We start from the raw sequence: 13,719 nt of genomic DNA, 5'->3' as shown, positions 1-13,719 counted from the left end.
CTCCTTCACCTCATTGAGCGCAAGCTATTAGCAGCCGTAAATGCTTATTTCGTCGGATTACGTTTTTTATCACGCTCTGCTTTTCTACGCAGCTCCACCAGTTGGCGCTGCGTCATTTTGCTTTTACGCTCACTGTATGGGTTATCGTTATTACGGAATTCGATTTTCACGGGTGTGCCGTGTAAATCCAACACACGTCTGAATGTTTTTTCCAGATACTTAGTGTAGTGGCTAGGTACGTCATTAGTTTGATTGCCATGAATAACAATAATCGGAGGGTTATGTCCTCCAGGGTGTGCATAACGCAGCTTAATACGACGTCCTTGGATCATTGGAGGCTGATGCTCACGTACTGCATCTTGCAGGATACGAGTCAGGAAATTAGTACTAAACTTGTCTGTAGCTGATTGGTAAGCCAATTCAATCGATTTGTAGAGGTTGCCTACACCCGTGCCATGTAAAGCAGAAATAAAATGGATAGTGGCAAAATCAACAAATCGTAAGCGCCGCTCAATCTCACTCTTAACATATTGTTTGTGCGAATCATCCAGACCATCCCACTTGTTCAGTGCGATAACCAATGCCCTTCCCGCCTCAATAGTCGTTCCCATAAGATGCAAATCCTGCTCAACAACGCCTTCACTGGCATCCATCACCAGCACTACCACATTGGCGTCGGCAATAGCCTGCATGGTTTTGACAATAGAAAACTTCTCAACCATCAAATCAATATTTTTTCTTCTTCTTACGCCCGCGGTATCAATCAGAGTATAGGGCTTATCAAAACGAGTGTAATTGATGTAAATGCTATCGCGCGTGGTACCTGGCTGATCATATACCACCACTCGATCCTCACCGAGCAAACGATTGACCAAAGTTGACTTACCGACATTTGGGCGGCCAACGACAGCGATCTTGATCCCGGTAGCTTCTTCAGCTTGATAATCCTCGGGAAACTCTGGGATCTTTGCAAGAACCTCTTCCATCAAAGAGCGAACGCCTCGACCATGACTAGCTGTGGTAGGATAAACCTCGCCCATCCCTAACTCATAAAAGGGGGCTAATGCGATATCGGGATCCATGCCATCAATTTTATTAGCAACCAGATAGGTCTTCTTGTTATTTACCCGCAAATGCTTGGCAATCAACTCATCCGCAGGATTTAATCCCGCTCGGCTATCAACAATAAACAGTACGATATCAGCCTCCTGAACAGCCAATAGAGACTGTCCAGCCATCATGCTGTCAATTCCCTCCTCCTCACCACTGATACCACCTGTATCTATTACAATAAAACGGCGATTTTCCAGCATACCTTCACCGTACTTGCGGTCTCGGGTCAACCCCGGATAGTCTGCAACTAACGCATCACGTGATTGCGTCAAACGGTTGAACAACGTCGATTTACCCACATTCGGGCGGCCAACAAGGGCAATAACAGGGATAATCATAAAAGTATCTATGGGATAAGATTCAAAGAAAGCAATGAAAACAACGGACTACAGAATTAGCTACACCAAAAAACAAAACCAGCCGCTGTAAAGTGTACCTCATTAAAGCAAGGTAAACTCAAGCGGCTGGTTAGACTGAGTATTTTGAGGAGAAGCTATTTTCCTGCTTTTGCGCGATAAGCAATCAACTTACCGCGATTCGTGAACACGTAAAGAGTCTCACCATCAGTTAGCATTGGAGCACGAGCCCCCTTCCGATCAACACGAACACGAGCTACAAATTCTCCATCACTTTGATTGACTACGTGCATATAACCCTTGAAATCAACAACAGCGACGTAGTCACCAAAAACTTGAGGGCCATTCAAACTACGACGCAACATTTTCTCGTTGCTCCATAATTTTTCACCTGTAGTTGCACTGTAAGCAACCAGTTTCCCGTCTGTTTGAGAAACAAACAGCTTATCTGTTGATAGCGCCAGATTTTCACTAGTCGACCCATCTTGTCCCCACATAGGACTACCGGTACCTCGTGCTAATGCACTTATTCGTCCTTGATATGTACCTACATAAATTACACCGTCGCGAATCAGAGGACTCGCATGGATATCGACCATACGCTCCAACTCTGAACGCCCTTTGGGTGAAGCGATGCGTTGCTCCCATAAAATCAAACCATTTGTGGGATTAAAAGCCATCATCCTACCATTGGAGAAACCAGCATAAATTGCAGTATCAGTAACAATCGGCGATGGCGTACCACGCAAAGTAAGCACTGGTGGAGGGTTGTCATAAAACCACAACTGTTCCCCTGTCTTTGCATCTAGTGCGAATAACTTCCCATTAACTGTTTGCGTAGCAACGACACTACCGTTTGTCCGGGGAGCGGACACAATCTCTCCGGGTAATTGTTTACGCCACAGTTCATCACCATTATCTTTCGATAACGCCATTACTTCACCAGCATAGGTCGCCACCAACAGCAGACCATTTTCAGCAGCTATACCACCGACTATTTGACGGTTAGGATCGCCCGCAACAAAAAAGCTCTTTATCCAGCCCCATAGACCAAGCTGTTCTTTGTTGACTTTACGGGACCATAGTTTTTTACCTGTCTTATTATTGACAGCAACAACCAAGCCTTCGTAGTCAACCGCATAAATTTTATCATCATCCAATGCAGGAGTAAGACTACTAAAGCCTTTGTTTTGACCCTCACCTATGCCTCGCTTCCATACCTTATCGAGGTCGATAGTTTGCTCAAAATCGACCAACTCCATAGGTTCGTTCCCGGTTTTCTTGCTAAACAAGGAACATCCAGACATAGCGAATGCACAAAGCAATACTACGCAGCTCCAGTGCCTCACGGGGACTTGCATCATTGTGCTTTCTCCTCTGCAGCCGCAGCTGCAGGCACCGTTGTTACGCCTATTTTTAAATCATTCACTTTCATCTGCAATAGCATGTAACGCTCTTGTTGTTGCGGATCTGTTGCGGACAAAGCTTTCTCATAAGCAGTACGTGCAGCATCCAAATCACCTTGTAATTTTAAAATATCACCGCGAGCTTCAGCATATTCAGATGTAAATGCAGCAGCTGGTTCAGGTGACAGTTGAGCCAATGCATCGGCATAAGCTTTTTGCGCAGTTAATACACGGGCCAAACGCAATCTGGCTAGCTGCTCAGTGGCGGCATCCGGTTTGGCAGATAAAACCCATTTAAGTTCAGTAACAGCCTCATCCAATTTATTATCTTCAACCGCCAATTTAGCAAGGAAAAAAGCTGCACTGTGCGCATACATACTTTTACTATTGGAATCTTTGAGCTCACCAGCTAGATGGCTTATTGTTGCTTTGTCTGAAACACTCAATGATTTACCAGGCTCAGTAACAGTTAATTTAAGCAATTGCTCGTAGATCTCAGACGACTGCTCAGCCTTTTGGCGTTTTTGATCCTGCCATGCGGTGTAACCAAAATAACCAACCACAGCAACAACAACGGCAATTACGACAGTTTTACCGTAGTCCTTCCACCAACGCTTTAATACTTCTAATTGTTCTTCTTCTGAAAGATGTACACTCACAATTAACTCCTATAGAAAGGCGTAACGCGCCAGACATAAATAAATGATTAAAACGTTATTTTTTTGCTCAAAAAGTGGGGCTACTCAAGCGAGCGAAGATAAGCAATTGCCTCATCAAAAGGCAATGTTTTTTGTTCTATCTCTTCACGTAAAAATTTGACGCTTACAGTACCTGCGTTAGCTTCATCTTCACCTAGAATCAAAGCGATATCTGCACCACTTTTATCAGCCCTTTTTAATTGGCTCTTAAAATTACCACCACCGCAATTGGTCAGTAAACGAACAAAAGGCAATTCATCACGAATGCGCTCTGCCAATTGCATAGCAATTGATTGCACATTGCCTACCGCAACCAAAAATACATCGGCTTGTTGATCAAGTCCAACAGGAACAGCATCAACTGCTTGCAATAGTAAAACCAGCCGCTCGAGACCAATACCAAAACCAACTGCAGGTGTTGATTTACCTCCCAATTGCTCCACTAAACCATCATAGCGGCCACCAGCACAGACCGTGCTTTGAGCTCCAAGCTTGTCAGTCACCCATTCAAAAGCCGTTTTACCATAATAATCAAGACCACGCACTAAACGTGGATTTACCTGATAGCGTATGCCTGCTGTATCTAATAATGCCCTCAGCCCATCAAAATGGAGGCGAGATTCTTCATCCAGATAATCAAGTAATACCGGAGCTGCATCGAGCAGCTTTTGAGTATTGGCATCTTTTGAATCAAGAATACGCATCGGGTTAGTCTCTAGCCTGCGCTTACTATCTTCATCTAACTGATCTTGTAACCCGGACAAATACGCAACCAATGCTGTTTTATAAGCCGCGCGAGCTTCTGTACTGCCGAGCGAGTTGATCTGTAGAACAACATGGCTAGCAACTCCAAGTTCTCTCAAAATACGCGCACTCAATATAAGTACTTCAGCATCTATATCAGGCCCCTGGATACCAAAAGTTTCGACGCCTATTTGATGAAATTGCCGATAGCGGCCTTTCTGTGGCCGTTCGTGACGAAACATAGGTCCCATGTACCACAAACGCTGCATTTGATTATAAAGCAATCCATTTTCTTCGCATGCACGCACACAACATGCAGTTCCTTCAGGGCGCAATGTGAGACTATCGCCATTGCGATCCTCAAAGATATACATTTCTTTTTCAACGATATCAGTCACTTCACCGATAGAGCGTTTAAATAGCTCTGTTGATTCAACAATCGGAAAGCGTATTTCCTGATAACCATAACGAACCAAAATATCAGTAACAACACTTTCTACATACTGCCATAAGGAAGATTGCTCGGGCAGCAGATCATTCATCCCACGAATTGCTTGGATTTTTTTCAATTTCTAACCTTTAAAGTACGAGCGAAAACCGATTAGGCTTTAGCGATAATATTTTTTGCATCTGCGTCTATTTGCGCTTGTTTTTGTGCTGCTTTTGCACGAATCAACCGCTCCAGATTATCCACCAGATTTTCATTGGTTAACTTTTGATTAGGCTCGCCATCAATGTAAATTAAATTACTTGGCGTACCGCCAGCTAAACCTAAATCCGCCTCTTTTGCTTCACCTGGCCCATTAACCACACAGCCGATTACTGCCACATCAAGAGGCACGGTAATATCTTCAACTCGCTGTTCCAAATCATTCATTGTTTTGATTACATCGAAATTTTGACGCGAACAACTTGGACAGGCGATGAAATTAACACCCTTGCTGCGCAAGCGCAGGCTGCGCAGCATATCCCAGCCCACTTTGATCTCTTCTACAGGATCAGCAGCAAGAGATACACGAATAGTATCGCCAATACCATCCATCAAAAGCGCACCCAAGCCGATAGACGACTTGACAGTACCGGAGCGTAAACCGCCCGCTTCAGTGATACCCAAGTGTAGTGGCTGTTCAATTAGTGTGGCTAACTTGCGATACGCAGCAACTGCCATAAATATATCCGATGCTTTTACGCTGACCTTAAAATTTTGAAAATTCAATGAATCCAAAATCTCTACATGACGCAAAGCAGATTCAACTAAAGCATCTGGTGTAGGTTCACCGTATTTTTTTTGTAGATCTTTTTCCAGAGATCCTGCGTTAACGCCAATACGAATTGGTATATTCAAATCGCGCGCTTTATCGACAACTGCTTTGATGCGTTTTTCTCTTCCAATATTGCCTGGATTGATACGTAAACAATCCACACCCAAGTCTGCTACCCGCAAAGCGATGCGATAATCAAAGTGGATATCAGCCACTAAGGGTATGGATACCTGTTTACGAATTTCACCGAATGCTTCAGCGGCCTCCATTGTTGGGACAGAAACACGGACAATATCTGCTCCCGCTAGCTGGATTCGGCGAATTTGCTCTACAGTGGCAATCACGTCTGTAGTTTCTGTATTGGTCATACTCTGTACAGAAATAGGAGCATCGCCACCCACAGGAACATTGCCAACCATAATCTGACGAGACTTACGGCGTTTAATTGGAGATTCGCAGTGCATAATTAATCCTAGTCAGTGCAAAATTATTCGCTCTTCGGCTTACCTACTTTTAGCGATAACACATTAGTACCCAGTGCGGGTACTACCTTTATCGCATCGCCATTCAATTCTATTTTTACCGCGGGGGAATTTCCCAATTTCACATCAAAAGGAGCCACACCTTGTAACTTCACCTGGCTGCCAGATGACTGTAAATCGGCAATTAAAACATCACCGTTGGCATCACTGACTTCAAGCCAGCACTCTTCAGTAAAGCTAAATGCAATAACATCCAGCGAACCGGAAATTGCCTGACTTGCGGATTCAAGTTTAAGCATCTGCGAGGAAACAGTAACTGAAGTTGTAACTACACTACTAGAGGATGAAGAGTTTTTATCCTCAGACGCAGACGCACCCTCAAGCGTAAATAAAGGCATCGCCGAATTTATTGAATTAAAGGAACTTGCAACACTACTGAAAGCTGCAGAATTTGAACTGAACGATTGAACCAAGGGTGCACTCATGGCGGTTTCAACAGGAGGAACAAGCGTAGCTGGTTTGTTATAGGTCTCTTTTTGTCGATTATCAAAAAACCAAATCGAAATGAGCCATAAAACCAAGAGCACCATTAGAAGCAATGCAATAAATTGCCATATCGGTTTGTTAGGTGATTCAACGCGACGAGGGATGACTTGCTCTACCAGTCCATGTTTTTGAGCATGACGATCATAAGCAGATAACACCTGCTCCACATCTAGCTTAACGAAGTTGGCATAAGCACGAATATACCCGCGGGTAAAGGTATCCGATGCCATATGACGATAATCATCTGACTCTAGCGCACGCACTTTTGTCATCGTCATATAAAGCTCTTTAGCGACCTGTTCCTGAGTTAGGCCCGCTCGCTCACGCGCCCAAACAAGTAGCTTGCCAGGTGACAATTCACGAAACCGACTATCGTCTGTTGTTTTTTTATCGTCATCAGATGCCATTAAAAACGCCTATCAATTTACCTGTTACTCACATCATTGTTTGCTTGTATTCCAAATATTCTCTGGAATAAGGAAAACGGTTTTTCAACACCAATAAATAACTAGCTTCTTTGTCCTTGTTACCAAATATGCGCTCTAAACGTATCCCTAACAGCAATGCGCGTGCGGATTGTTGACCTAACGATTGGTATCTATCCAAATATTTTTTTGCTTCTGCATAATCTTGTTGTTGAAAGTTTATATCCGCCAACTCAATCAGTGGCTCTGAAATTCCTCTATCCAACACAGATGCATGTTCAAATGCGGCTTTTGCACGTTCGTTTTTACCCAACAGAATAGCTGTCCGCCCAACATTTACTAGCGCTAACGCTCGCCCATCATAGTCAAGGTCGCTCGCGGCCACTTCAAATTGAGCTAACGCTTCTTCGTAACGTTTTGCACCAAATAAAAACACACCGTAGTTGTTATTTGCCAGAGTAAAATTTTTCTTAAGCTTGAGTGCCTGCTTAAACGTTTTTTCTGCTAAAACGGGCTCACCTTCCAGCTGATAAAGACGCGCCAAAGCTTCAGTAGCTTCAGGGGAGTTTTTCTTTATATCAGATGCTTTGCGCAAATGATGTCTGGCAGATTCCCGGTTACCTTTATCAATGTATCCATTTGCTAGCTGTACATGTAATTCAAGTGCTTTGACAGTATTGATCTGTTTAACCGCTTTACCAGTTTTGCTTTTAGTTTCAGACACGCAACCCGCAAGGGCAACGACAGCAGCACAAGATATAAGGGTTAATTTCAGCAATTTTATAAATTTATTCATTTGCATCACCCACACCATTTAAATTGACATTATTGGCTGACAATCTTTACCGTTTGCACATCATCAAATTGGGCACGGTAGCGTTCACTACGGCGGGTAACATCATTAACCTGCCCCGCTAATTGACCACAAGCGGCATCAATATCGTCACCACGCGTAGTCCGCACAGTGGTGATATACCCTTCTTCCATCAAAATGTCCTGGAACTTACGTAATGCGTTATTACTCACTCGTTTGTAGTTAGACAGATTGAAGGGATTAAAGGGGATAAGATTTATCTTGACCGGCACGTCACGCAGTAGTTCCGCTAATTCGCGTGCATGATGAGGTCGATCATTTACCTGATCAATCAATGTATATTCGATCGTAATCTTGCGATGGGTGTCGGGCATCGCTTCGATATAACGTTTGGCAGAATCCAATAGCATCGCAATAGGATACTTGCGATTGATTGGTACCAGTTCATTACGCAGCTCGTCATTAGGTGCGTGCAATGAAATCGCAAGGCACGCATCAGTGAATTGACTGAGCCGATCCAATTGTGGAACCACACCTGAAGTACTCAATGTAACGCGGCGCTTGGAAATTCCATACGCATTATCGTGCATCATCAAATTCATCGCATCGACAACATTATCAAAATTGAGTAAAGGCTCTCCCATGCCCATCATCACCACATTAGTGACGCTACGCGGGCCATTAGGTTGCAATTGCCCAAATGATTTTGCAGCAATCCAAACTTGACCGATGATTTCAGCAGCGGTCAAGTCACGGTTAAACCCCTGCTTACCTGTTGCACAGAAACTACAATCCAACGAACAACCGACTTGTGATGAAACACAAAGCGTTCCACGATCACCATCAGGAATAAATACTGTTTCTATCACATTATTGCCACTGACCCGGATTAAAAACTTGCGCGTTCCATCAGCAGAATCGAATTGTTGAACTACCTCTGGAAGACGAATTTCAGCAATGTCTTTTAACTTCGCACGCAAAGCTTTACTTACATTAGTCATATCGTCGAAGTTATCTGCACCGAGCTGATGAATCCATTTCATCACCTGAATGGCACGAAATTTTTTCTCACCTATCGATTCAAAAAAAGTGACCAGTTTTGCTTCAGGCAAACCGAGCAGGTTTGTTTTGGCAGAGCCCTCTGCGGTAACCGCGCTCGCGGAAATAGTGGAACTGGATACATCAGTCATGGCTCAATACCTGTACAAACATAATGTGTAACAACACAGAGAAACAGCAATAAAATATTAACGAAGAACGATTTCGTTGCTGGCAAAGAAATACGCAATTTCCCGCGCAGCAGACGCAGGGGAATCCGAACCATGCACAGCGTTCGCATCAATTGCTTGGGCAAAATCAGCGCGGATAGTGCCTGGTGCAGCTTTGGCAGGATCAGTTGCTCCCATCAATTCACGGTTGGCTAAAATCGCGTTCTCACCTGAAAGCACTTGAACGACAACAGGACCAGACGTCATAAAATCGACCAAGCCCTCAAAAAATGGGCGACCTTTATGTTCAGCATAAAAGCCTTCCGCTTGCGCACGGCTCAATAACATCATGCGCTGGGCAACTATTTTGAGCCCTGCTTTTTCAAAACGAGCAACAATTTCACCAATGTGGTTTTTACTTACGGCATCTGGTTTGATGATCGATAAGGTTTGTTCAACAGCCATGAGAGACTCCATACTCAATTGCGGGTTACTGCGGGCGTTTTTGGCCCAAATAAGGGATTTACAGCCTACAAAATACAAAACCCGCGAATTATACGCGGGTTTACGTGATTTTTATATGCTAGCTATTTGATTAATAAACAAAATCAGCTAAAGGGCATCCACCATTATTGGACGCTTCTTGCTCGATCCTGGATACGCTTCACCATCGCCTTGAGCCCATTACCTCTGGTCGAACTCAAATGCTGAAGCAAGTCCAGCTGCTTGAAATAGCCATCGACATCAAACACGAGAATCTCCCCAGGGGTTTTGCCATTAAATGCTGCCAAAACAACACCAAGCAACCCCTTGACGATGAAAGCATCACTGTCGGCAAGGAAAAACAACTTTCCATCACGCCATTCATCGACCAGCCACACCTGGCTCTGACAACCCCGCACAATATACTCATCAGTACGTAAACGCTCATCCATCGGCGGCAATTCTTTGCCAAGGTCAATAATGTATTTGTAACGCTCTTCCCAATTATCGAAAAAGCCCAGACTTTCGATAATGTCATCTGCGGTAACGTCTATACCAAATTGGGTCATTGGAATTCTCTGGCTGGAGCTTGGATAAGCCCTGAATCAATAAAACATGCCCGTCTGGAGCTGTGCCTCTTCACTCATCATATGGCGCTGCCATGGAGGGTCAAAGACCAGCTCTACCTTGACCGACTTGACGTTGGGCACCAAGCGCACCCGATATTCTACATCGCCAACCAAAACTGGCCCCATGCCGCAAGCGGGCGCAGTCAGAGTCATTTGGATATCTACTCTCCCTGACGATTGATCTATGCCCACTTTGTAAATTAAACCCAGATTGACCAAATCAACAGGAATTTCAGGGTCATACACACTACCCAAGGCCTGCCACACCTGCTCCTCAATAATGCGATCATCTTCAGGGGCAGGAAATTCAATGCTGGTCGACTCCAGTCCCAGCAGATGAGCATCAGTGCCATCTACGCGGACCATTTGGCCATGGTACGTCAGAGTGTAATTACCCCCCAGCGCCTGGGTGATGGTAACAAATGTGCCCTCCGGGATTACCAGTGGCGTTCCGTCGGGAACACGGCGCGCAGGACAATCAGCCTGTGCAACCACCATGCGTCTTTCAGACATACCTATTCTCTTTTAAAAACGCTTTTACAAACGAAATTGCGCGTAAAGAAAGCAACTCAACTGACACTGAAGCTCTCGCCACAACCACAATAATCTTTTACACGTGGATTATTGAATTTAAGTTGGTGATTCAACCCCTCAGTGACGTAATCGATCTCCGTACCACTGACCACCGATAAACTTTTTGCATCGACCAGCAATTCGATACCGTCATCCAAAGGCACATGTAAATCATCTGCTTTGGCTTCTGACACCAAATCAACAACATACATCCAACCTGTACAACCGCTTTGCTTAACGCTCAATCGCACTGCGGAAGATGATTCACTCGCATCCAACTGACGTTTGAAATGAGCGGCAGCTGCCGCTGTCACCGAAACGGTTTCCAATTGCGGATCAAATGAAGCGATACTCATGACCTACTCCGATAAACATCAATTCATTAACGATCACAATAAAAATGTTTTTGCTTTTTCAATCGCCGCAAACAGGCGATCCACCTCAGCAAAGGTATTGTAAAAACTAAAACTCGCACGCACTGTGCCGGGAATTCCATACTGATCCATAATAGGCTGGGCACAGTGATTGCCAGTGCGCACAGCAATACCCTGTTTATCCAATAAGACACCCAGATCTGCTGGATGCGCCCCTTCCAGGATAAAACTCATCACACTCGTTTTATTGGCAGACGTGCCAATAAGTTTGATACCTGATGTATTGCGGGCTTTTTCTTCCGCATAGGCCAGCAGTGCTTGTTCGTGTGCCGCCGCTGCCTTGCGATCAATACTGTTGAGATAATCAATCGCCGCGCCAAAACCAATTGCACCAGCAATATCGGGTGTACCCGCTTCAAATTTATATGGCAACTGATTAAATGTTGTCCCGGCAAAACTAACCGTTTCAATCATCTCTCCACCACCCTGATAAGGCGGCATTGCTTCAAGCAATTCACGCTTGCCGTAGAGCACACCCAAGCCCGTCGGGCCAAATAATTTATGTGCAGAAAAAGCATAAAAATCACAATCCAGTGCTTGCACATCCACAGCCCAATGGCTCACTGCTTGAGCGCCATCTACCATTACTTTTGCGCCCGCCGCATGCGCCAGTGCGATAATTTTTTCAACCGGATTGATGCTGCCTAGCGCATTGGACACATGTCCGACGGAAACCATTTTCACGCGTTCATCCAACATGGCTTCGAACGCGGCTAAATCGATAGTACCTGTCGCATCAACCGGAACAGGCTCAACACTCGCGCCCATTGCACCGGCAATTAATTGCCAAGGTACTATGTTAGAGTGGTGTTCCATAGCAGAAACCAATATCCGATCGCCTGCGGTTAAGTTACTTCGCCCCCAACAACTGGCTACCAGATTAATACTCTCCGTAGTACCGCGAGTCCAGATAATTTGCTTTGCATCCGGCGCATTTAAAAATGCAGCAACTTTGTTGCGGGCAGCCTCGAACTTCACTGTAGCGCGATCCGCCAGTGCGTGTGCCCCACGATGCACGTTGCTATTATCGTTGCGGTAATAATCACTGATTGCATCAATGACTACATTCGGTTTTTGTGTAGTAGCAGCGCTATCGAGATAGACCAATGGCTGACCGTTTACGTGTTGATGCAAGATTGGAAAGTCAGCGCGGATTTTTTCTACGTCAAAAGACTCTACGTCAAAAGACTCCACATCAAAACGTTTCACATCAGAACCTGCATCAGTCATTGGATGACTCCATAACATTTGCAATAGCATTCAAACTATTATCACGACCAAACAAACTTGCAAGACGCGGCTGCAGATAATCGTGCACTACTGGCTGGGCAATCTGCTCAAGCAACTCATTGATAAAACCAAAACTGAGCATCACATCGGCCTCTGCACGGGACAAGCCACGGCTCCGCAAATAATAGCGTGCATTTTCATTTAACTGGCTGATAGTAGCACCATGAGCGCACTTCACATCATCAGCATAAATTTCCAATTCAGGCTTGGTATTAACTTCAGCTTTATTTGATGTAAGCAAATTTTTATTGCTCAATTCAGCAAGGGTTTTTTGCGCATCTTGATGGATATAAATCCGGCCATTAAAAATGGCTTGGGCAGAATCACTCACAATACCGCGAAACACCTCATTCGAGGTGCAGTGCGGAACCCAATGGCAAATATTAGTGTGATAATCAACAACTTGTTGGTTACGCGGAACATAAATACCTTGCAAATCAAGCTCTGCACCTTGACCGCGATGATTCATCTGATAATCAATACGCATCAAACGTGAACCTAAAGCGATAGCAAATCCGCGTAAACGGGCATTGCGTTGCAAGTCCACATGTACAGCACCAATATGCTGCGAATGTTCTTCTTCCAGATTCAAACGATAATGATGCAGTGATGCATTGTCACCGATATGAATTTCAGTAAGCGCATTAACAAAATTATCTTGCACTTCTCCAACCGAAAAGTAATGTTCGATCACTTCTGCACGCGCGTTATCATCCAACACCACCAATAGTCGTTGGTTGCTGGCAGCGGCAGACATGGTCGCAACGTTAACAACATACACCGGTTTATCGAGCTGCTGATTGCGTGGCACATGCATCAATACTGCATCATCCAACCAGGCATTATTGAGTGTCGCAAACAGGTGGCGCTCGCCTTCAACGATATTGCCGAGGTATTTTTTAATTAACGCCTGTTGATCTGTATTCGCTTGCGAAAAACGTACTATAGCTGCCGGCAGTTCGCTTGAAAGTGATTCAATAAATACACCATCTACGAACACCAGACGATACGCGTCCAGAGGCATAAGCTCATGTTGCCATGCGCGGTCGTCAACCTGGTTGAGCGCGCCCCCCCAAGTTTGCAACTGCGTTTTTTGCAGCAACTGCATGGGCGTATATTTCCAATGTTCAGTTTTACGGGTCGGCCACGCTTGTGCCAACCAACTACTGGCCGCATTGGAACGTAGGTGCTCCAACCAACTTAACGGTGTTTGCTGCGCAGCGAGTTTAATTGCCTGCTGTTGAAAATCGCTCATG

Annotated in this window: 14 protein-coding genes; all 14 read right to left on the bottom strand. The window is 44.8% G+C overall.

The annotated features are described in order from the left end of the window. Nucleotides 1–44 precede the first annotated feature (44 nt). A complete protein-coding gene (gene der, locus B2739_RS10120; protein ID WP_331345830.1) occupies nucleotides 45–1,448 on the bottom strand; it encodes a ribosome biogenesis GTPase Der in 1,404 nt (467 codons plus the stop codon). 158 nt (nucleotides 1,449–1,606) lie between these two features. Next, entirely contained in the window at nucleotides 1,607–2,830 is a 1,224-nt protein-coding gene (bamB, locus tag B2739_RS10115) for an outer membrane protein assembly factor BamB (RefSeq protein ID WP_331345829.1), read from the bottom strand. After that, nucleotides 2,830–3,534 carry a tetratricopeptide repeat protein gene (locus tag B2739_RS10110; RefSeq protein ID WP_331345738.1) on the bottom strand — a complete coding sequence of 235 codons (705 nt, stop codon included), beginning with the start codon at nucleotides 3,532–3,534 and terminating at the stop codon, nucleotides 2,830–2,832. The genes bamB and B2739_RS10110 overlap by 1 nt, the downstream gene beginning before the upstream one ends. Nucleotides 3,535–3,614: 80 nt before the next feature. Continuing rightward, nucleotides 3,615–4,886 (bottom strand): histidine--tRNA ligase, encoded by a 1,272-nt coding sequence (hisS, locus tag B2739_RS10105; RefSeq protein ID WP_331345737.1) that lies wholly within the window; start codon nucleotides 4,884–4,886, stop codon nucleotides 3,615–3,617. A 32-nt stretch (nucleotides 4,887–4,918) separates the two neighbouring features. Then, nucleotides 4,919–6,043, bottom strand: a complete 1,125-nt coding sequence (gene ispG / locus B2739_RS10100; RefSeq protein ID WP_331345736.1) for a flavodoxin-dependent (E)-4-hydroxy-3-methylbut-2-enyl-diphosphate synthase — start codon at nucleotides 6,041–6,043, stop codon at nucleotides 4,919–4,921. Nucleotides 6,044–6,066: 23 nt separating this feature from the next. Next, nucleotides 6,067–7,014, bottom strand: coding sequence for a RodZ domain-containing protein (locus B2739_RS10095; RefSeq protein WP_331345735.1), 948 nt, complete (start codon nucleotides 7,012–7,014; stop codon nucleotides 6,067–6,069). A gap of 28 nt (nucleotides 7,015–7,042) precedes the next feature. Beyond that, the gene (pilW, locus tag B2739_RS10090) at nucleotides 7,043–7,834 is read right to left on the bottom strand and encodes a type IV pilus biogenesis/stability protein PilW (protein ID WP_331345734.1); all 792 of its coding nucleotides are present in this window, start codon (nucleotides 7,832–7,834) and stop codon (nucleotides 7,043–7,045) included. Between the two features lie 23 nt (nucleotides 7,835–7,857). Next, nucleotides 7,858–9,036 carry a 23S rRNA (adenine(2503)-C(2))-methyltransferase RlmN gene (gene rlmN / locus B2739_RS10085; RefSeq protein WP_331345733.1) on the bottom strand — a complete coding sequence of 393 codons (1,179 nt, stop codon included), beginning with the start codon at nucleotides 9,034–9,036 and terminating at the stop codon, nucleotides 7,858–7,860. A gap of 57 nt (nucleotides 9,037–9,093) precedes the next feature. Continuing rightward, nucleotides 9,094–9,519 carry a nucleoside-diphosphate kinase gene (gene ndk / locus B2739_RS10080; protein WP_331345732.1) on the bottom strand — a complete coding sequence of 142 codons (426 nt, stop codon included), beginning with the start codon at nucleotides 9,517–9,519 and terminating at the stop codon, nucleotides 9,094–9,096. A gap of 164 nt (nucleotides 9,520–9,683) precedes the next feature. Further along, on the bottom strand, nucleotides 9,684–10,106 hold the full coding sequence (locus tag B2739_RS10075) for a SufE family protein (RefSeq protein ID WP_049630118.1): 423 nt from the start codon (nucleotides 10,104–10,106) through the stop codon (nucleotides 9,684–9,686). 36 nt (nucleotides 10,107–10,142) lie between these two features. Then, on the bottom strand, nucleotides 10,143–10,679 hold the full coding sequence (sufT, locus tag B2739_RS10070; protein ID WP_331345731.1) for a putative Fe-S cluster assembly protein SufT: 537 nt from the start codon (nucleotides 10,677–10,679) through the stop codon (nucleotides 10,143–10,145). 56 nt (nucleotides 10,680–10,735) lie between these two features. Next, a complete protein-coding gene (locus B2739_RS10065; protein ID WP_331345730.1) occupies nucleotides 10,736–11,095 on the bottom strand; it encodes an iron-sulfur cluster assembly accessory protein in 360 nt (119 codons plus the stop codon). 33 nt (nucleotides 11,096–11,128) lie between these two features. Next, nucleotides 11,129–12,403 (bottom strand): cysteine desulfurase, encoded by a 1,275-nt coding sequence (locus B2739_RS10060; RefSeq protein ID WP_331345729.1) that lies wholly within the window; start codon nucleotides 12,401–12,403, stop codon nucleotides 11,129–11,131. Continuing rightward, nucleotides 12,396–13,718 (bottom strand): Fe-S cluster assembly protein SufD, encoded by a 1,323-nt coding sequence (gene sufD / locus B2739_RS10055; RefSeq protein WP_331345728.1) that lies wholly within the window; start codon nucleotides 13,716–13,718, stop codon nucleotides 12,396–12,398. Before sufD ends, B2739_RS10060 begins: the two co-directional genes overlap by 8 nt. Nucleotide 13,719: the final 1 nt, after the last annotated feature.

It is taken from the genome of Cellvibrio sp. UBA7661, from assembly GCA_002483365.1.
Classification (GTDB): domain Bacteria; phylum Pseudomonadota; class Gammaproteobacteria; order Pseudomonadales; family Cellvibrionaceae; genus Cellvibrio.
The sequence above is the reverse complement of the archived record's forward strand: the minus strand, read 5'-3'. Positions and strand labels throughout refer to the sequence as shown.

Coding starts and splice junctions, on each gene's coding strand:
- bamB (WP_331345829.1), bottom strand. CDS start 2,830: ATGCAAGTCCCCGTGAGGCACTGGAGCTGCGTAGTATTGCTTTGTGCA.
- ispG (WP_331345736.1), bottom strand. CDS start 6,043: ATGCACTGCGAATCTCCAATTAAACGCCGTAAGTCTCGTCAGATTATG.
- B2739_RS10095 (WP_331345735.1), bottom strand. CDS start 7,014: ATGGCATCTGATGACGATAAAAAAACAACAGACGATAGTCGGTTTCGT.
- pilW (WP_331345734.1), bottom strand. CDS start 7,834: ATGCAAATGAATAAATTTATAAAATTGCTGAAATTAACCCTTATATCT.
- rlmN (WP_331345733.1), bottom strand. CDS start 9,036: ATGACTGATGTATCCAGTTCCACTATTTCCGCGAGCGCGGTTACCGCA.
- ndk (WP_331345732.1), bottom strand. CDS start 9,519: ATGGCTGTTGAACAAACCTTATCGATCATCAAACCAGATGCCGTAAGT.
- B2739_RS10075 (WP_049630118.1), bottom strand. CDS start 10,106: ATGACCCAATTTGGTATAGACGTTACCGCAGATGACATTATCGAAAGT.
- sufT (WP_331345731.1), bottom strand. CDS start 10,679: ATGTCTGAAAGACGCATGGTGGTTGCACAGGCTGATTGTCCTGCGCGC.
- B2739_RS10065 (WP_331345730.1), bottom strand. CDS start 11,095: ATGAGTATCGCTTCATTTGATCCGCAATTGGAAACCGTTTCGGTGACA.
- B2739_RS10060 (WP_331345729.1), bottom strand. CDS start 12,403: ATGACTGATGCAGGTTCTGATGTGAAACGTTTTGATGTGGAGTCTTTT.
- sufD (WP_331345728.1), bottom strand. CDS start 13,718: ATGAGCGATTTTCAACAGCAGGCAATTAAACTCGCTGCGCAGCAAACA.